This is a genomic window from Desulfovibrio piger (assembly GCF_951793255.1).
Taxonomy (GTDB): Bacteria; Desulfobacterota; Desulfovibrionia; order Desulfovibrionales; family Desulfovibrionaceae; genus Desulfovibrio.
On record NZ_OX636706.1, the window covers coordinates 50195 to 67466 of the forward strand.

At 48.8% G+C, this 17272-nt stretch carries 19 protein-coding genes; 6 read left to right on the forward strand and 13 right to left on the reverse strand.

The window, feature by feature from the left end:
- Positions 1–202: 202 nt before the first annotated feature.
- The 9 genes from Q4I12_RS00265 to Q4I12_RS00305 form a co-directional block, all read right to left on the reverse strand.
- Positions 203–1858, reverse strand: coding sequence for a cobaltochelatase CobT-related protein (locus Q4I12_RS00265; protein ID WP_302259916.1), 1656 nt, complete (start codon positions 1856–1858; stop codon positions 203–205).
- Entirely contained in the window at positions 1858–2862 is a 1005-nt protein-coding gene (locus Q4I12_RS00270; protein WP_302259918.1) for a DUF3150 domain-containing protein, read from the reverse strand. The genes Q4I12_RS00265 and Q4I12_RS00270 overlap by 1 nt, the downstream gene beginning before the upstream one ends.
- Positions 2863–2871: 9 nt before the next feature.
- Positions 2872–4176, reverse strand: a complete 1305-nt coding sequence (locus tag Q4I12_RS00275; protein ID WP_437438850.1) for an AAA family ATPase — start codon at positions 4174–4176, stop codon at positions 2872–2874.
- A 74-nt stretch (positions 4177–4250) separates the two neighbouring features.
- The gene (locus tag Q4I12_RS00280; protein ID WP_302259920.1) at positions 4251–4721 is read right to left on the reverse strand and encodes an ATPase; all 471 of its coding nucleotides are present in this window, start codon (positions 4719–4721) and stop codon (positions 4251–4253) included.
- Positions 4722–4907, reverse strand: coding sequence for a hypothetical protein (locus Q4I12_RS00285; protein ID WP_302259922.1), 186 nt, complete (start codon positions 4905–4907; stop codon positions 4722–4724). It lies immediately after the preceding gene.
- Between the two features lie 85 nt (positions 4908–4992).
- Entirely contained in the window at positions 4993–5364 is a 372-nt protein-coding gene (locus Q4I12_RS00290) for a hypothetical protein (RefSeq protein ID WP_302259923.1), read from the reverse strand.
- A gap of 25 nt (positions 5365–5389) precedes the next feature.
- Entirely contained in the window at positions 5390–6559 is a 1170-nt protein-coding gene (locus tag Q4I12_RS00295) for a hypothetical protein (RefSeq protein WP_302259924.1), read from the reverse strand.
- A gap of 226 nt (positions 6560–6785) precedes the next feature.
- A complete protein-coding gene (locus Q4I12_RS00300) occupies positions 6786–7289 on the reverse strand; it encodes an ERF family protein (RefSeq protein ID WP_302259926.1) in 504 nt (167 codons plus the stop codon).
- 99 nt (positions 7290–7388) lie between these two features.
- Positions 7389–7730 (reverse strand): helix-turn-helix domain-containing protein, encoded by a 342-nt coding sequence (locus Q4I12_RS00305; protein WP_168935602.1) that lies wholly within the window; start codon positions 7728–7730, stop codon positions 7389–7391.
- Between the two features lie 129 nt (positions 7731–7859).
- Here Q4I12_RS00305 and Q4I12_RS00310 point away from each other — a divergent pair, with 129 nt between their 5' ends.
- Together Q4I12_RS00310 and Q4I12_RS00315 are read left to right on the forward strand one after the other, a co-directional pair.
- On the forward strand, positions 7860–8450 hold the full coding sequence (locus tag Q4I12_RS00310; protein ID WP_302259928.1) for a hypothetical protein: 591 nt from the start codon (positions 7860–7862) through the stop codon (positions 8448–8450).
- Positions 8451–8683: 233 nt separating this feature from the next.
- Positions 8684–9394 (forward strand): lysozyme inhibitor LprI family protein, encoded by a 711-nt coding sequence (locus Q4I12_RS00315; RefSeq protein ID WP_302259930.1) that lies wholly within the window; start codon positions 8684–8686, stop codon positions 9392–9394.
- A gap of 55 nt (positions 9395–9449) precedes the next feature.
- Here the strand turns inward: Q4I12_RS00315 and Q4I12_RS00320 are convergent, their stop codons facing one another.
- A complete protein-coding gene (locus tag Q4I12_RS00320; protein WP_302259932.1) occupies positions 9450–9959 on the reverse strand; it encodes a MucR family transcriptional regulator in 510 nt (169 codons plus the stop codon).
- 239 nt (positions 9960–10198) lie between these two features.
- Between Q4I12_RS00320 and Q4I12_RS00325 the strand changes: the two genes are divergently transcribed.
- Positions 10199–10357: a DUF4160 domain-containing protein gene (locus Q4I12_RS00325; RefSeq protein ID WP_302259934.1), complete on the forward strand. Its 159-nt coding sequence runs from the start codon at positions 10199–10201 to the stop codon at positions 10355–10357.
- Here Q4I12_RS00325 and Q4I12_RS13900 read toward each other — a convergent pair.
- Both Q4I12_RS13900 and Q4I12_RS00330 read right to left on the reverse strand, forming a co-directional pair.
- Complete coding sequence (locus Q4I12_RS13900) at positions 10310–10852, reverse strand: IS5 family transposase (protein WP_367891464.1); 543 nt, start codon at positions 10850–10852, stop codon at positions 10310–10312. The genes Q4I12_RS00325 and Q4I12_RS13900 overlap by 48 nt on opposite strands.
- Positions 10761–11123: a transposase gene (locus tag Q4I12_RS00330; protein WP_302259935.1), complete on the reverse strand. Its 363-nt coding sequence runs from the start codon at positions 11121–11123 to the stop codon at positions 10761–10763. Before Q4I12_RS00330 ends, Q4I12_RS13900 begins: the two co-directional genes overlap by 92 nt.
- A gap of 26 nt (positions 11124–11149) precedes the next feature.
- Here Q4I12_RS00330 and Q4I12_RS14030 point away from each other — a divergent pair, with 26 nt between their 5' ends.
- Entirely contained in the window at positions 11150–11332 is a 183-nt protein-coding gene (locus tag Q4I12_RS14030; RefSeq protein WP_496559785.1) for a DUF4160 domain-containing protein, read from the forward strand.
- Positions 11316–11564, forward strand: coding sequence for a DUF2442 domain-containing protein (locus Q4I12_RS00335; protein WP_302259936.1), 249 nt, complete (start codon positions 11316–11318; stop codon positions 11562–11564). The genes Q4I12_RS14030 and Q4I12_RS00335 overlap by 17 nt, the downstream gene beginning before the upstream one ends.
- Before the next feature lie 62 nt (positions 11565–11626).
- On the opposite strand, the gene Q4I12_RS00340 is transcribed toward Q4I12_RS00335, so the two are convergent.
- A complete protein-coding gene (locus tag Q4I12_RS00340; RefSeq protein ID WP_302259937.1) occupies positions 11627–12196 on the reverse strand; it encodes a recombinase family protein in 570 nt (189 codons plus the stop codon).
- Between the two features lie 221 nt (positions 12197–12417).
- Here Q4I12_RS00340 and Q4I12_RS00345 point away from each other — a divergent pair, with 221 nt between their 5' ends.
- Complete coding sequence (locus Q4I12_RS00345) at positions 12418–17235, forward strand: DEAD/DEAH box helicase (protein WP_302259938.1); 4818 nt, start codon at positions 12418–12420, stop codon at positions 17233–17235.
- The last annotated feature ends 37 nt before the right edge of the window (positions 17236–17272 follow it).

The window sequence follows — 17272 nt, forward strand, 5'->3', positions numbered from 1 at the left end:
CTGATGTGTAGCAAGAAAATCCAACAGCAAATCGACATACAGGATTCCTCTGGAAGTGTTGCTTCCAGAGGAATCCTGTATACGATAACGCTTTTACTATTATTAGTCGCTATCCTTGCATTCGTCCATGATGACTTTGATAGCTCTCAGCACCGCAACGGCGATGAGGACCCATCCTGTTGCGGAGATAGATTTCACTTCCTCAGTCATAACGCGTCTCCCTGAGCAAAGCATGTTGCAGCACTTCGAAAAGGGCTGGTGAAAGTTCTTCGAATCTGGAGATGACCCTGCTGCTGGTATCCGGCAAGAGACTTGAAATACAGTCGAATTTCATGCCTATGCCGTAAACCTCCACACCAGTCTTCCTCAGTGCTTCCAGTGCCTGCAAACATTGGGTCACGTCATCAGGAACACCATCTGTCAGGATCAGCACGACCTTTCTGGTTTCCCTGAGTATGAGCATCTGGCGCATGACCCACCAAAGAGCTTCCGCCAGAGGAGTTCCTCCATGAGCCTGCATCTGCATCCTGTCAGTCATTTTCTGCCCATGCCTGACCAAGGGGAACACACCGATCTTCCCCTCTCTGTAGGCTGGAAAAGAAGTGATCTCAAGGGATATACCGGACAGATGTTCCAATGCCTTCCCCACAGCATAGCAGGCTTGTACTGCCAGTTTGATGGATTCACCGTGCATACTCCCACTGCTGTCCAGAAGGATATGCACTGCGGTATCAAGTTTGTGTACGCTGGTCCTTTTCTGGAAAATCCTGGGGCTTCCCGTACTCAGTCGGTACAGCTTTCCTGTCTCCAGTTTACCCTGCCTGCCGGAAATAGCATGACGCAGAGTGTGTGCCTGAAGCAGACCCAGCATTCTGGCTTTCAGAGCCGTTGCCATGCGCACAGCTTTTTCCCTGTCCTGATCCGGTAACAGATGCACCTCACAGAAACCTTCCACAGCCATCTCGACCTTTCTTCCAGACTCTCCCGCTGCATGTACTTCCAGTTGCTTCCCCAGCCAATTCCCCATGTCTACTGGCAAAGTGTCCACGATTGACGGGATACCAGAAAGAATATCCTGTCCTGTTTCCTCTGCCTGTGAGCATGAGTTTTCCGCAGATGATGTCCCATGAGTTGAATCCTCGGGTGTGCTTGCTTCGCTGCCTTTTTCCGATGTGGAGGTATTTTCCGTCTGGGTTCCACTCTCCTGGTGTTGTTCCTCCTGTGACGGGGATTTCCAGGACTTGAGGCAATGTGCCAACTGGCGGGCATAATGGATGGCACTGGACGTATCTGGGCATTCCTGCCTGATTTGTGCAAGGATGAGATCCAGAGACTGTCGCATACCGGGGAAGTGAGTATCCAGAGAGGTTGTTTCCTCTTCCAGCGGTTGTGACACTTCAGGGACATCCCAGGAACGCACTGTCAGCAGCACATAGTTCAAAACAGAAAGAGCGAGGGATCTTTTCCCCGCCCTTTCTCTGGTCGCATCTTCCACGAAGAACCGGCGTATCAGCTCGTGGAAATTATGCCTGCATCCCGGGAATACCGCAGCCAGTCTGTTTTCCACCCTCCAGTCTTCGATGGCATTGAACAGATTTTTCGTCACCGCATCCAGAGCAGCCTCCTTGAATGCCTTGAAATCCGTATACCGGATATGGGCGGATTCATGGTCGATAAAGCCCCTGACCAGAAGCAGCAGCTCTTCCCCACAGTCTACGGGCAATGATGGTAACTGGATCATGTTCCCATCCGTACAGGCATCAGACCCACCAATATGCACATGCACACCGTAGGTATTCCCAAGTACGGAAGCCAGAAGAGGCAAACAGCCCAGGATATCTTTCTCTCGCAGCTGCATTACCACAACCCCATGCTGGGAATCTCAGGAAGTATCGGTGCGGAAACGACTTCCGGCAACACAGGCAACTCAGCAGTCCCGAAAGGATTGTCCTCATCCGGCTGAACGCTTTCATCCTTTTTGAGCAACGCATCCAGAACGGAACCGGTCGAATTTCCTTCGATGACTTTCTGGGCATGGAGGATGAGCGCATGACTGTCCTTGAGAAGACAGACAAGACCTTGCAGGAGGATCAGATCGCTTCCTGTGATATTCCCTCTTTTGGGCATTCTATCCAGAGCGGACTGGATGATATCAGCCACAGGGCTCACATGAGGTTCCACAAAGCTGAGTCCTACCAGTTTGGATTGGAGAGTGCGCAAAGGAGACAGGGCCTTGTGAGTCACTTCTGTCCTTCCCTCATAAACACGCTTCCAGATATCCTTTGCAGTCCGGGACAGATCATCGAAAAGAGTGTTACCGAGCCCTTCCACTTCTTCCGCCAGACCAGATTCCAGAACTGCCTTTTCATCAGGATACTGCTCCAGGGGGGATACCTTGTACAGCTGCCAGCGAAAGTCCATGCGAGCCCGAACATATTCAGGACTTACCGTGGAATTGCGGATGATTTCCGACCACTGGGAATGCTTGTCTATCCAGGTTTTGACGGATTCATCATAATCCGCCAGGAATGCTTCTTTTTCCCGCAGGAATTCGTCTCGGATGGCCACCAGTTCCTGAATGATGGCACCAGCTTTCTCTTCCGGGATAGCCCAACCAGACATGAAACGTACTCCATGCCTGTCCAGAAAACTGAAAGCACGGGCTTTCAAGGTGGAGAAGATCTTCAACGAACTGGGATCGGCGATACGCTTGGAACCCAAAGAAGCCAGGTCTTCGGGAGGGAGTTCAGCGCCACCGAAGTCTTCCACGGTCATTTTTTTCCGAGCTGACCAGAGACTGATATCCAGGTTCAGAGCCAGCAGATTTTCCAGGATGCGGATATCGGAAATGATCTGGGTCATATGATCCTCCTAAATGGAGCTTTTGGTTTTGATGAGGGCATACCCTTCACGCAACTTTTTGGCGGCTCGGGATGTCAGTTCCAGTATGGGGCTTTTGTCTTTGCAGGTATCCACGGGAACGAAATGCTGCTGTCCGCTTTGTCCAGTATGTCCCCAGGTAATGGTCAGTCCTTCAGCACCAGCATCGCCTACCCAATCCTTGGTCAGAGTTTGCCCATCCAGTACGTATTCCTTGCGCAGGAAGATACGGGGATAGGGAACAGCACTACTCCGCTGACAATGCAGCTTTACGAACCCGAGAGCTTCCTCTCCCATGAGCAGATCGTTTCCACTCCCTGTCAGATGCGGAAACATGCGTTGAGCCAGTTCATGCAACATAGCTCTGGTCTCATGTGAAGCCCTGTAGGCAAGAGCTCTATCCAAAGCATATGTCACCGGCTGGATTCCCTGTTTCGCCAGTGGCTGAAAACGCAAGGTCAAAGCGCCCCAGCGCAAAAGACTGCGCGTGGAGAACGTGATTTCGATGCTGCCGCTCAGTGTGCTTCCACTCATCTCGCTCATGAACAACCTGCGGACTTCATTGGCATAGTCCACCATCGTTTCACACAAGGATACGGGCAACGCCGGATAGCGATCCCGCAAGAGCTTCTTTTCCACAGAGGGATCAGGGTAGCCCATCTCGCAAAGGATGAATCGATCCGTGAAAGCCAGATTCTGCCGCTGAGTTCCCTGGTAAAGACCGGTGTCATCCCCTGCGCCATTGGTATTGGCTGTAGCCACGAATCGGAACATGGGATGAGGGATGATGAGTTCCCCACCATTTTCCGGGATACACAGAGGAGAACCGTCCAGGATACCATGCAGTCCTGCTGCGACTTCCGGTGAAGCCATATCCAGCTCATTGATCAGACAGATGCCTCCGTAACGCATAGCAAGCGCAAGTGGTCCGTATTCGTAGGACATGCTCCCTTCATGCACGGTCAAATGTCCTGTGAGATCAGCGAACTCCAGCCTGCCGTGTCCCGTCACTTCGAACAGGGGATAGTTCAAGCGTGCAGCCAGTTGTTTGACACACGATGTTTTCCCACAACCGGAAGGACCAAAGATGTACAGGGGTTCCTCCGGGGAAAGCAGCCAGACGATGATGTCCCTGCTGGATTCATGGAACAGGTAATTGGGGTCCAACCTGGGGGTATACAGAGAGGGGGTGGCATATCCCTTGATGGGAGTACCGGAAGGATTGCCGCTAAAAATCTGACCAGCATCCAGTTCGATGACCTGAAGCCGGCTCAATTCGTCAGATATGGTTTGCATCGCCATCTCCTTGAAATACAAAAAGGCCCCTGATCCGTTGAGGAATCAGGGGCCTTTTTCGTTGTATCTGGTTACTAAAGGGGAATGTAGTTACCGAAAGAGTTATCCAAAATGGTCACCTTGTCAGCCAATTGCATGGCACGTGGCAGATTTTCAAGACTTCTGGCATAACGACGGATAACATCTTGAGCAGGAACGTCATGGCCTCCACGGGCAACACGAGCTGCTACACGCTGCAAAGCCAATTCAGGACTGGACAAACGAATATACACCAGCTCAATCTGATAGCCTCGTTGTCGAGCTTCTGCCATCAGGGTAAAGTCAAAGTGAGCCGTCAGGGTTGACTCCCTGGCAAAGGAAACCCCCTCCTGTAAAAATACACGCGCCATACGTACAGCAGCCTTGCCTGCCGCCATAGGCGATAATCCATCTGCCGCCAGTTTGTCAGGATCAATCACCAACAGATTTTCCCTGAGAGCGACAGTTCTTGTGAACGTGCTTTTGCCAGCACCATTGGGGCCACAAATACACAAGAGCCGTGGCATTTACTGCTCCATTTTTTCCGGGACAGGCAATGACGTTTTTTCTATGCGCCCGTCAGGATAACGCAGAACATAGTGCCCATCCTGGTCGATATAGTTCAGCGGTATTCCCTTCTCGAGTTCTTTTTGCAGGATAACATGCTGATTTTCCACAGCAGTTTCAACAAGTTCTTCCAACGTCAGAGGCATGTCAAACTCCTGTTGCCATCATGGCTGTTTGAAGATTCCTTAGGAGATTGTGACGTAAGAGTGCGTCACAGGCAAGATACCTCCCCTACTCTTCAATAGCTTCTCTCATGGAGATGCCACGGGACACCTCCATCTCAAAAGGATTCTCGCACCAGCTACCATCTGTCTCCACATCATCGAATTCCTCTCCAATCCGAATGAAGTAGAAGTCCTGGGCATCGAGTTCGTTGAGCTGTGCTTGCAGCCAGTTGATCTCGGGAAACGTGCTGTACCACTTGGTCCAGTTCCAGAACCAGAGCTGATCGCCTTCTTTGCTCGTGTAGTGGGTATCCGCATGCGCCAACAGGTTTTCGACAACTGTGCGCAGTTCCGAATCTTCCAGCGTTGTCAGTTTTCCAGTGAGCTGCTTGTAGCCTGCGGCAGAAATGGTGAGGCCAACTTCAGAGTAGTATCCCATGATGTCTCCTTACAGGATGAGGGGGTTAGTGGATGGGGGTGATGGACAAACGGGCAACAGGCTTTCCTTCCTGCTCATGCCGCTGGAACAATGCATCCACATCGATATGATCAAGACCTTCCTCATGGAAGATATGCGCCAATTCCTGTGCCAATCCCTTGCGATCCAAAGTACGTCGGCCAGATGACATACCCAGACGAAAACGATGCTGTCCTGTACTTATCCAATCCGTAGTGGATGCGAGTTGATGCGCCTGTTTGAGAGCGCTTTCGATTTCCTTGATACGGATATCCAGGGTGGAACGTTCTTCCTTGAGCTGTTCAAGTCTGGTCACAGCAGGTTCCCATTGCGGTTGAAAATCCCCCTGACGGAATTTGGGACATCCCTCATTGAATGAGCAGGTAGCGCACAGAAGATGGAATCCCCTGGCATAACGGAGAGCATCCAGTTCACGTTGCTGTTGTCTGCATGAACAGGTCTCCTGCCAGAATTGTTCAGCTGTTTTGCCTACAACTTCCAGAGTCCCTTTTTCCGAAACAAATGGGCCAAATGCCCGACAGTCTTTCATGGACAGGTAGAGCAACCAGCCTTCCAGATCGATTTCCGTAGGGGTATCCGGTATGATCAGTCCCCATTGCAGCTTGCATATCTCCGGAAAGGTTCGGGCATGGCATATCTGTTCCCCGGAAGTGTTCCTCACGGAAAAAACAGGGTGATGCCACAAGGCAGCCAGAAGACTCGTTTGACCTTTGACCTGGATCAGATGTGATGGGTATGGTTCTGTAGGAATGTTTTCCGTACTTTTTACCTCCAGAATACGAACCGCCTTCCTAGGGGAATCCCATACCAAGGTGAAATCCAGATGTGCCCGGATGGGTGTATCCTTATATATCCAGTCGATCTCCAGCTGAGGGAGAACACGCAGGCCAAGCGCAGATAATCCTTCCCCGATACCCTGTTCAAACCAGTGACCACGTTGCAGAGGAAGCAGGCGATCAAGGTTTTCCGGCTCAGGAAAGATCCTGGAAGCCACCGCAGCCCGGGGACATTCCAGATACTTGCCCACATCGCTCATACCGACATATGAGGTACGATCTCCAAGCATGGCATGCGTCTGGGAACGTGAAGAAACGAGAAAGCCCTGCCGGATCACTTCCAGCAGGGCTTTCTCTCGTACAAGAGATGAGGGTGTCATGTCCTCTCCTTCAGGTTAGGCAGTTCCGGCATATTTCCACCAGAACTTGCGCTGTGCGTTCCAACGAAAACCAGCACCCGAAAGTATCTCACTGCGAGTCTGGGTATCTCCTGTAGCCACGATGCACTCCCTTCCATCCTGTGTGCTGACTATCTGGTAGCTCACGCCATCCAGCTGGGGGAGATCAGCAAAAGATCCATATTGCCGTTTTGAGGTGCCTGATTTTTTATCCGCCTGTGGTTCGCCTATCCTGAAAGCCTTTTTGCACCTGAGCCCCGTTTCTAGGCTGTTTCACGCGTCCAGATGTTTTAGGTTGCATTTTTGCGGCTTCTCCATCGTCATCCTCCTCTGTGATTATGCCCAGCATGGCTGTCAGAGCATACCGTCTGGCATAGGTAATGGCGCTGCCCATCCCCTGCGGATCAGCTTTTGGCAGAGGAACGACTGCCAATGAGCTTTGCCACTGACCGGATTCCGCATGTGTGAGTTTCGTCAGTAAACCGATATGTCCCGGACCAAGTTCCACAGGTGCAGGAACAGGAAGCTGAGTCATCCAGATACCATGTGCGAGGAGGACATCACGGCAAGCCTCCATGACCGAGTTGAGCGTGGCGTAATTGCTTCGGGTGAAAGGATTGGTGCCATCTCTGGCCGCAGGCAACAATTCGCGCTGTACCGCGATAAGAGCCTTGGCCAGTTCCGATATTTCAGCAGAACAGTATTCCAGCATGAGACCTCCCTACGGAAAAAAAGAAGCCCCGGAAGATGAATCCTCCGAGGCCGCATGTATTTCTTTTTGATAATATATATTTGAAATTTTTCGATTTCTTTATTTCAAACGCTGGATGATCTTTTCCGCAAGGAAAATGATTTCACTCCTGGTGACGGTCGGCAGTTCTTCCTGCTTCGGGGACGAAAAGCTGATCCGGTATTTCTCCAGATCTTCCTGGGTCATAAACAGCTCGGCGACAGAACATTCCAGGATTTCAGCGATCTCTTCCAACCGTTGAAAGCGAGGAGCGACAAGGCCACGTTCGATTCTGGAAAGCGAATCTGCTCCCATCCCCAAACGCTCGGCAAAGGCCGCCTGATTCCATCCCAGCAGTTTTCGTCGTGCGGTAATGTTCGCACCTACTATGACCGCGAGTCGCTGCTTTTTCGTCCCAGCCACGTATCCCTCCATTTTTGCGTACAAAAATAAGGGAAAGCGCGAGCTTCAAAAACAGCATAAAAACCAATTCTTGACATTTTATGCAATAAAAAATAGTGCTATCAAAAAAAAGCTCCAAGGAGGTATAGTATGGCAGTAGAAAACAAACCTACAACCAGTAATGATGAGGAACAGGCAAAAACAGCCCTCTTTCTGGTCGTAATAGCAATCTTTGGCTTTTGGTATTGGTATTGCTCTGATGGAATCAGAGCCGTAAAAAATATGCATGTATATGAAATCATATCGGAAGATCAGGTTAATTTTGCTGGATTAATGGGAGTAAATTTTTCAAAAGGAGCCTTAAAAAATAGAGGGATGGATGTTGATATTACATTTGAAGAAGCCATCGACCGCACTTCTCCAAAAAATGTTGAATTTGATTCATTCGCTTCCGAAATAAGCGCTTTTGGGCAACGAGAGAAATTCAAAGGGGTCCAAATATCTATTTTGTATGATCCTCCTTTGGCTAATAAATACAAAACAATAGATATTACATACGCTGTTCTCAAAGAACACTTTTATCATTTTAATCCAGCGCCAATTGGACCTATCGCAATTACCTATATGACGACTGATGGTCACACAAAACAGATATCTGGGGGGCGACAAGATGTACTTCTTCCAATAGCCGCGTTCTTCTCAGAGTGTCCAAGTGAAGAATTTGCGAAAATACTTAAATAACAATCAAGGAAGCCGTGTCCATAGGACACGGCTTCCTTGATTTGAGGCCAGATCTATGCATAACATTGCGATACTCATAGGTGCAATTATCGGCGGATACATTCTTTTTTCTGATTTTATCATAGAATTTGGAGTAATTGGTGGGATTTTAGCTATCATTGCATGTTTACTAATTATATACAAATAAAATAATTAGTTACGTAAATTATATAAATAAACCCTGGAGAAATAAAATGAGATGCTTGACTAGAATTATAATTACATCATTCATTATTACCTTTTACGCCACAGCAGTATTTGCTATTTCTGATACAGAATACCAAGAATTATTAAAAGTTCCCTACTTCAAACAGGCAGACCAAGAACTTTCAGCTGTTTGGAAAGAAGTCTATAGCAAACTTGACGGTGCTTATAAAAAACAAATCTTAAATGACCAGCGTCAGTGGCTGAAGTCTGGACGTGACAGTAGCGCGAAAGCCTTGATGGAGGAAGAAGGATTCACCATAGAGGACGCCTATACCATAGCTGTTTATCTGAGAATAGGAGACTTGTATGTCATTCAACATAACAACTCCCTATCTCCAGACCAGTATGGCAGTGCAAAAGCTGATGGCTATTACTATGACACGATGTATGAAAAAGCAGTCAATTTAATCAAACAGCATAAAAATTCTGACAGTCAAATTTTGGCAATCCGAAGTACACAAGGGGAATATCTTGGTTTCATGGAGGAAGAAGGCATGATGGTCGGCTTTACCATTCGGAAACCAAGCTATGCACAAGTTTTTATCAGCTGCCCAAAAGAAAAAACTCTTGAGTTTTTTGGCTCGCTTTCGGCTGGTGGTAAGGTAGAGGCCACATACCAAATCACCTATGTCGAAGAAGGCCCTGACGGCCCAGAGGTATATCTTTCATGCAAGGCTGGCAGAAGACTGGCAAACTAATCCATCACTAAAAGAGCCCGACTGGTCATCCCAGCCGGGCTCTTTTAGTAGCAACTTATCCTTCCTGCCCCTCTTTCTCCATACGCTTCGCAGCTCTGGCTTCCTGGGCACGTCTGGCATTATCCGTCATCTTTGCGAGGTATTCCCGAGCCATGAGTTTTTGTGTCGGCTCATAGCCACAAAGTTTTTTGTAGTCCTCTACGCTGAGTTCATGATGAGCCAGATGACGAGCCGTCAGACTCAAAGATTGCTTGCCGCAAAGGCAGCAGGTGATGCTTTTCTCCGTAATGGCCGTAGCAGGATCGAACTTCAAATCATCCTTCGTATACTGCTTCTTCTGGGGAGCAGGCTTTTTCTCAATTTCGGGGATCAGCGCCACTTGCTTGACAGGAGCAGCTACGGGCTGGACAGGGGAGACTACAAACTCAGGCTGTTCCAGGAGACGTTTCTCGATCTCCATGTTGAGCAGCTTGGCTTTCTCATACTCAGCCATGACAAATTCGATAGGTTGATTGCTGTGTTTAGCAAAAATCGCTGCAAAAATATCCTTATCTTCCAGTGCCATTTTTGCCTCCTTTTTTATATCAAAAATTTCAATAAATATATGCTAAGAACAGTCAATTAGCAATGCTTTGAAGTATAAATTATCCTATCCCGCATGACATTTTTATAGATAAAATACAAAAATGAGTTTCTCCTATAATGAAAAAGGAAGCTATTCTCTCTCTCTCTTTAATCCTTTTGGGGAGCAGGTAGTGGACGACCAGAGAAAAAGTCGGTATCCTTACCAAAACAGGAGAAAGAATGCCAGTTATTTTAAATATAGGGGCATATCGATTTTTCTTCTATTCGAATGAGGGAAATCCGACAAAAGCTCCGCATATCCATGTAAGAGAATGTCCGGCATACATCTTGCTATACCAGTTTTCTCCAAAGGATACAGGCCAAAGCAAGGTAAAGTAGCCCCATAAAATTGACGAGGTAACAACAGTAGCGAGTACGCAAGCTCCGAAAACCCTTCAACCAGGCGAATGTCCGCTCTACTACCCAACGGCGGGCAGGAGTCCTCCAGCGGTCCCGAACTTCTTCCCCCCGGCTGCGGATATGCTCCTCAAATCCGTTTACGTAGACTTCTTCGCTGACTCGCGGGTAGTCATAGCCCTTGTCCAGACAGAGATGGCGTACGGCAGACCCCAGAAACCAGCCGCCCATTTCCCGGGAGTTCTTCAGCGTCGCTTCTATCAGGCGGCTGTCATGAACATTGGCACCTGTGACTGTCACTCCCAGAGGAATACCCTGACCATCCACATGGAGATGTATCTTGCCGCCGCTTCGGCCCCTGTCCGTCGGGTTGCGTCCAAGGCCCTCAGTCGCTGATTTTTTGAGAGCGCGTCGGGGCTTGCAGCAAGGTGCCGTCCATAGCCTGCCATTGGGCGTCGACGCCGACCTTTTCCCCATATTCAGCAAGAAGGATGCGAAAAATCTCCGCCATGATGCCAGCTTTGTTCCATCGCTGGAAGTGCTCGTGGACAGTGCTTTTTGATCCATAGCAGGCGGGAAGCATGGCCCATTGGCATCCTGTCCGGCATTTGTAGAGGATTCCTGCCAGAACCGTGCGCTGCGCAAGCGGTTTGCTGCCGCCGCTTCTTTTTCGTTTGAACGGGGCAAGGAGAGGCTCGATACGTTCCCACAGCTCATCAGGCACATCACGAAAATCTGTTTGTTTCATGGGACGAGATTACCACACCTTTTAAAATCAAAAAACATGCCGGACATCCTCTAAGAAGCCAGAATGGCGAAGCCAAAATTTCTCTTGTGGAACCCTATGCTGTGATGCTCAATGCAGGATTTTCAGCACAGGAGCTGCGCAAAATTTGCAAGCTCGTCCAGGAAAAACGAGAGATCCTGAAGGGAGCCTACCATGACTATTTCGCCTAAAACAGTTTGGTTCGATGAGGATTCCATGTGGGTCGGTTTGAATGATGCCAGGGTGATTGGCGTTCCACTTGCTTGGTTTCCTCGCCTGCTTAATGCGACAAAAATAGAACGGGAACAGTACGAGTTAAGCGCTTTCGGGATTCACTGGGACCACTTGAATGAGGATATCTCTGTGGAGGGACTTCTTGCTGGGCAGGGTGATCTCACAAAGACTCCTACCAAAGTAGCTTAAGAATTTGCCAGGAACGACATAAAGCAAGACACCGGGATGAGGCCTCATCCCGGTGTCTTGCTTTATGTTTGCTTGTCTTGAAGCACCTTGTAGAGGGTAGTCCTGCTTACCCCAAAGTGAGCTGCGATTTCCGTTTTGCTCTGCCCATCAGCGACCATCTTGCGAGCTAGCTCTGCCTGTTCTGGTGTGAAGGATGGTTTGCGTCCTTTGTACTTCCCTGCGGCTTTGGCAATGGCAATCCCTTCTCGCTGCCGTTCTCGGATCATGGCTCGTTCAAACTGGGCGACTGCGCCGATGATTTGGAGCTGGAGCTTCTGGAAGGGGTCTTCCGCTTTGCCTGCTGAAAAGGTGAGTCCTTCCTTGTGGAAGGAGACAGAAACATCCCGCTGGTTCAAGCTCTCGATGATTCGCAGAAGATCCTGAAGATTGCGAGCGAGTCTGTCGATGCTGTGCACATGCAGCGTATCCCCATCACGGAGGTAGTCCAAGCAAGCAACCAACTGAGGTCTGGACGTGTCCTTTCCACTGCATCTGTCGGTGAAGACCTTGTCCAAGTGAAAACCATCGAGTTGTCTGGCTGTATTCTGATCTGTGCTGCTGACACGGATGTAGCCGATCTGCTTTCCTTCCATGCTTAGCCTCCAAATTGTTCAAATAAGATTATAGAGGTTAAACGTATTTGTCAATTAAATGCAGAAATAACCCTAGATGAACAGACTTGCCCCTTTTGAATAGTGTTCATTTAGAGTCTACTCCAAATGCTCATTTCCAAAGAGGAGAAAGAACGTCTACACCTTCCCTTTTCAAGCGTTCACGGATAAAATCATACCGCTATTTTCTCCAGGAGAACGCCATGACCTTTCGTGATATTCTTGCCAAGTTCCGCAACATCTCTTTTTCCGAACGGGATAAGGGGGATCGCTTTGAACGCCTAATGCAGGCTTTTCTGCAAACTGTTCCCTGGTATGAAGGCAAGTTCCAGCATGTCTGGCTCTGGAAAGAGTTCCCCTACAAGAACAACCTGGGTGGCAAGGATACCGGCATCGATCTGGTGGCCCAAACGGTGGAAGGTGACTTCTGGGCTATCCAATGCAAGTGCTATGACGAAAAAGCTCGAATCGACAAACCTGCTGTGGACAGTTTTCTGGCAACATCCAGCAAGCAGTTCGTCAACGACCAGCTGCAAACGACTTCCTTTGCTCTGCGTCTCTGGATTTCCACGACCAACAAATGGGGGAGTGAGGCAGAAAATGCCATCAGGTACCAGGACCCCCCTGTTCAGCGAATTAGTCTTGCTGATCTTGAGAGTGCTCCTGTGGATTGGTCTGTGCTGGAGAAAGGAATCAGTGGTGCTCAGGCAAGGCAGAGCAAAAAAACGCCTCGACCGCATCAGCAGGCTGCAATCACAGCATTCCATGAGCATTTCCAGAGCAACGATCGTGGCAAACTGATCATGGCATGCGGTACAGGTAAAACCTACACCTCTCTGAAGATCGCGGAAAACCAAACCGGAGGGAAAGGTCTCGTCCTCTTTCTGGCTCCTTCCATTGCTCTGGTGGGACAAACCCTGCGTGAATGGACAGCGGAAGCCAGCAGCTCCATTTTCCCCATCTGCATCTGCTCTGATCCTGAAGTCAGCAAAAGCAAGACCAAGGCCGATGATGAGCATGATGGATACAGCGTCACGGATTTAGCATTCCCTGCCTCTACCGATGTGGATGAAATCGTTCGTCAGCTGCGCTTGGCAGAGAAATTCCATACGGATGGATTGACCGTCGTTTTTTCCACCTACCAGTCCATTGCCGTCATAGCTCGTGCCCAGAAGGAGTTTCAGCGGGAGTTCGATCTCATCATCTGTGATGAAGCACATCGCACAACGGGTGTTACCCTGAAGGATGAAGAAGAGTCCGCCTTCGTCAAAGTTCACGATAATGCCTTCATCCATGCCAAAAAGCGCATGTACATGACGGCTACTCCACGTCTGTATGCGGAAACCAGCAAGAAGAAAGCCCAGGAGGCGGATGCCTATCTCTGCTCGATGGATGATGAAGCCATGTACGGGCAGGAAGTTTTCCGTATCGGCTTTGGTGAGGCGGTGGATAAAAACCTTTTGGCTGACTACAAGGTACTGGTACTGACGCTGAGTGAAAACCAGATTCCCGCTGCCCTGCAAGCTGCTGTAGCCGATAGAACCAAGGAGATCGATACAGATGATGCCAGCAAGCTCATCGGGTGTATCAATGCTCTCTCCAAGCGGATGCTCATTGACGAGGGGCTGCTGAAAACATCCGATCCCTCCCCCATGCGCAAAGCTGTCGCTTTCTGCCAGAACATCAAGATTTCCAAAAAGATCAGTGCCGTCTTCAATGATTTCAAGGACAGCTATTATGATAGTCTGACCCAGGCGGAACGGGATGAGATGGTGGGTGTGGCAGCACAGCATGTGGATGGAACCATGCCTGCGACGACTCGTGACGAAAAATTGTCCTGGCTCAACGCATCTCCTTCGGATGGCAATGAGTGCCGTATTCTGACGAATGTGCGCTGTCTTTCCGAAGGGGTGGACGTACCTTCCCTGGATGCCGTTCTCTTTTTGTCTGCCAGAAACTCCCAGATCGATGTGGTGCAATCTGTGGGGCGTGTAATGCGTACCGCACCCGGAAAAAAGTTTGGCTACATCATCATCCCTGTCCTGATTCCTTCCAATGTGAGCCCGGAAGAAGCCCTCAACGACAACAAACGCTTTGCTGTTGTCTGGACGGTATTGAACGCTTTGCGTGCTCATGATGACCGTTTCAGTGCCACGGTCAACAAGATAGATTTGAACCGCCACAAACCTGCTGGGGGTGGTAGTGTCTTGATTGGTTCCATCGGTGGAGATTCTTCACAATCTGATCAGGATGAAAGCGATATCGGACACAAAGGGGATGGGAAACGGCCTCCAGCCCAGCTTCCCTTGCCTATACCGCAGCTGGAAGAGCTGAAAAATGCCATCTATGCCCGCATGGTGCAAAAGGTAGGGAACAAACGCTATTGGGAGCAGTGGGCAGCGGATGTCGCCAAGATCGCACAGGGCTATATCGAGCGCATCAATCGTCTGATTGCGGTTCCTGGTCCTCACAAAGATGCTTTTGACGAGTTCCTTTCCGGCTTGCGCAAAAACATCAATCCCTCTGTCACTCCGGGGGAAGTGGTGGAGATGTTGGCCCAGCATCTGATAACCAAACCAGTCTTCGAAGCTCTGTTCGAGAACTATTCCTTTGTCCAGAACAATCCGGTTTCTCGTGCCTTGCAGGGAATGATCGATCTGCTGGAAGAACAGGCTCTGGAAAAGGATACCGTTGTCCTGTCACGCTTTTACGAATCCGTGAAGATGCGCGTTGCCGGGATCGATAACGCTGAGGGCAGACAGCGTATCATCGTTGAGCTGTACGACAAATTTTTCCGCACCGCCTTCCCTTTGACCGTGGAAAAATTGGGCATCGTCTACACTCCGGTGGAGATCGTGGATTTTATCAACCGTTCTGTAGCGGATGTTTTGCAGGCGGTATTCGGTCGTTCCCTTTCCGATGAGAACGTGCATATCCTTGATCCCTTTACCGGAACAGGAACTTTCATTGCTCGCATGATCGAAAGCGGTCTCATCACTCCGGAAGCATTGCCTCGCAAATACAAACACGAACTCCATGCTAACGAGATAGTCCTGCTGGCCTATTATATCGCCTCTATCAACATCGAGAACGCCTACCACGCTACTCAGGGGGAAAACACTGCCTACACTCCGTTCAATGGCATCTGCCTGACGGATACTTTCCAGCTGGGAGAAACAGACGATACCAATCGGCTCTATACGCCTGCTCTACAGCAAAATTCTGAACGCGTACAGGCACAGCAAAAATCTCCCATCCAAGTCATCATCGGCAACCCTCCATATTCTGTGGGCCAGAAATCCGAAAATGACGATGCAAAAAATCAGTCATACAAAAAACTTGAAAAGCGTATTGCTGATACATATGTATTAAATTCTAAAGCAAAGCTCAGCAAAAGTGTCTATGACACATATATTAAGGCATTTCGCTTTGCTTCAGATAGAATTGACGCAAAAACCGGAGGAATAGTCGCATTTGTCACAAATGCAGGATGGCTGGATGGCAATGCGATGGACGGTTTCCGCAAATGCCTGGAAGATGAATTCAGTGCTGTTTATGTCTTCAATCTGCGTGGGAACCAAAGGACGAGCGGAGAGACTTCTCGACGGGAAGGTGGAAAAATCTTTGGCTCTGGTAGCCGGACTCCCATTGCCATCACTGTCCTTGTCAAAAAGCCTGGCCATCAGGGTAAAGCAGTTATCCAGTACCATGACATCGGTGACTACCTGAGCCGGGAAGAGAAACTTGCCATCATCGCCCAAAAGCGCAGCATCCTTGATTCCAGCATGGAATGGACACAGCTCCACCCCAATACTCATGGGGACTGGCTCAATCAGCGTAACGATTTATTTAGCTCATTTATAGCGCTTGGCGATAAAGACAAAAGTAAAAATACCATATTTTCAGTATATTCTGGCGGATTATTAACGAGTAGAGATAGCTGGTGTTATAATTTTTCGAGAGAAAAATTATCAGTAAATATGCAGGAAACAATAAGTTTCTATAACGATATGGTTAGCTCCGGAAGCGATAGCTCTGCTCTAAATCCCCAAAAAATTAGCTGGTCTCGAGCTATACAAAAAGATTTTATAAAAGGAGTGCGAAAAAAATTCAAAGTTGAATGTCTAAATGTTTCTTTGTACCGGCCATTTTGTAGAGTGCATACTTATTTTTCAGCAGATTTCAATGAAATGCTTTACAAAATACCTCTGCTATTTCCTGAAAAAAATATTAAAAATTTACTTATTTGTATTCCAGGCATAGGGGGTGATTGGAATAAATCACTACCGATTGCTACAAATATGATTCCAGATTTTCATCTTCAAAATATCGGAGCACAATGCTTCCCTCTCTATTACTATGAAAAACGCTCTGCTTATCAGCCGACGCTTTTTGACACTGGTAATGAGGAATACACGCGTAAGGATGGCATCACCAACTTCATTCTGGAACGCTGCCGGGAAAGCTATGGCCCCAAAGTGACCAAGGAAGACATCTTCTACTACGTCTATGGCTTGCTGCACTCCCCTGACTACCGGAAAGCCTTTGCTGCGGATCTGAAAAAGATGCTGCCTCGTATCCCCCTGGTGGAGAAACCTGCGGATTTCTGGGCATTCAGCAAGGCAGGAAGAACTCTGGCAGACCTGCACCTCAACTATGAGACTCAGCCCGCATGTGGAGAAGTAGTTGTCGAAGGAGCTGAGCACGGCAATTTCCATGTGGAGAAGATGCGCTTCCCTGACAAGAAAGATAAATCTGTCATCGAGTTCAACCCCTGGATCAAGCTGACCAACATCCCTCTGGAAGCCTACGATTACGTGGTCAATGGTCGATCCGCCATCGAGTGGGTTATGGAGCGCTATCAGATCAAGACCGACAAAGCCAGCGGCATTACCAACGATCCTAACGACTGGGCACAAGAACAGGGTAAGCCAAGGTATATCCTCGACTTGCTCCTGAGTGTGATTACGGTGAGTCTAGAAACAATGAAAATTGAGAAGAAACTGCCTTCGCTTCTTTAGCGAAAATAAAACTATAATTTTAGATATACTTTACACA

Coding starts and splice junctions, on each gene's coding strand:
- Q4I12_RS00265 (WP_302259916.1), bottom strand. CDS start 1,858: ATGCAGCTGCGAGAGAAAGATATCCTGGGCTGTTTGCCTCTTCTGGCT.
- Q4I12_RS00270 (WP_302259918.1), bottom strand. CDS start 2,862: ATGACCCAGATCATTTCCGATATCCGCATCCTGGAAAATCTGCTGGCT.
- Q4I12_RS00275 (WP_437438850.1), bottom strand. CDS start 4,176: ATGCAAACCATATCTGACGAATTGAGCCGGCTTCAGGTCATCGAACTG.
- Q4I12_RS00280 (WP_302259920.1), bottom strand. CDS start 4,721: ATGCCACGGCTCTTGTGTATTTGTGGCCCCAATGGTGCTGGCAAAAGC.
- Q4I12_RS00285 (WP_302259922.1), bottom strand. CDS start 4,907: ATGCCTCTGACGTTGGAAGAACTTGTTGAAACTGCTGTGGAAAATCAG.
- Q4I12_RS00290 (WP_302259923.1), bottom strand. CDS start 5,364: ATGGGATACTACTCTGAAGTTGGCCTCACCATTTCTGCCGCAGGCTAC.
- Q4I12_RS00295 (WP_302259924.1), bottom strand. CDS start 6,559: ATGACACCCTCATCTCTTGTACGAGAGAAAGCCCTGCTGGAAGTGATC.
- Q4I12_RS00300 (WP_302259926.1), bottom strand. CDS start 7,289: ATGCTGGAATACTGTTCTGCTGAAATATCGGAACTGGCCAAGGCTCTT.
- Q4I12_RS00310 (WP_302259928.1), top strand. CDS start 7,860: ATGGCAGTAGAAAACAAACCTACAACCAGTAATGATGAGGAACAGGCA.
- Q4I12_RS00315 (WP_302259930.1), top strand. CDS start 8,684: ATGAGATGCTTGACTAGAATTATAATTACATCATTCATTATTACCTTT.
- Q4I12_RS00320 (WP_302259932.1), bottom strand. CDS start 9,959: ATGGCACTGGAAGATAAGGATATTTTTGCAGCGATTTTTGCTAAACAC.
- Q4I12_RS00325 (WP_302259934.1), top strand. CDS start 10,199: ATGCCAGTTATTTTAAATATAGGGGCATATCGATTTTTCTTCTATTCG.
- Q4I12_RS13900 (WP_367891464.1), bottom strand. CDS start 10,852: ATGGGGAAAAGGTCGGCGTCGACGCCCAATGGCAGGCTATGGACGGCA.
- Q4I12_RS00330 (WP_302259935.1), bottom strand. CDS start 11,123: ATGAAACAAACAGATTTTCGTGATGTGCCTGATGAGCTGTGGGAACGT.
- Q4I12_RS00335 (WP_302259936.1), top strand. CDS start 11,316: ATGACTATTTCGCCTAAAACAGTTTGGTTCGATGAGGATTCCATGTGG.
- Q4I12_RS00340 (WP_302259937.1), bottom strand. CDS start 12,196: ATGGAAGGAAAGCAGATCGGCTACATCCGTGTCAGCAGCACAGATCAG.
- Q4I12_RS00345 (WP_302259938.1), top strand. CDS start 12,418: ATGACCTTTCGTGATATTCTTGCCAAGTTCCGCAACATCTCTTTTTCC.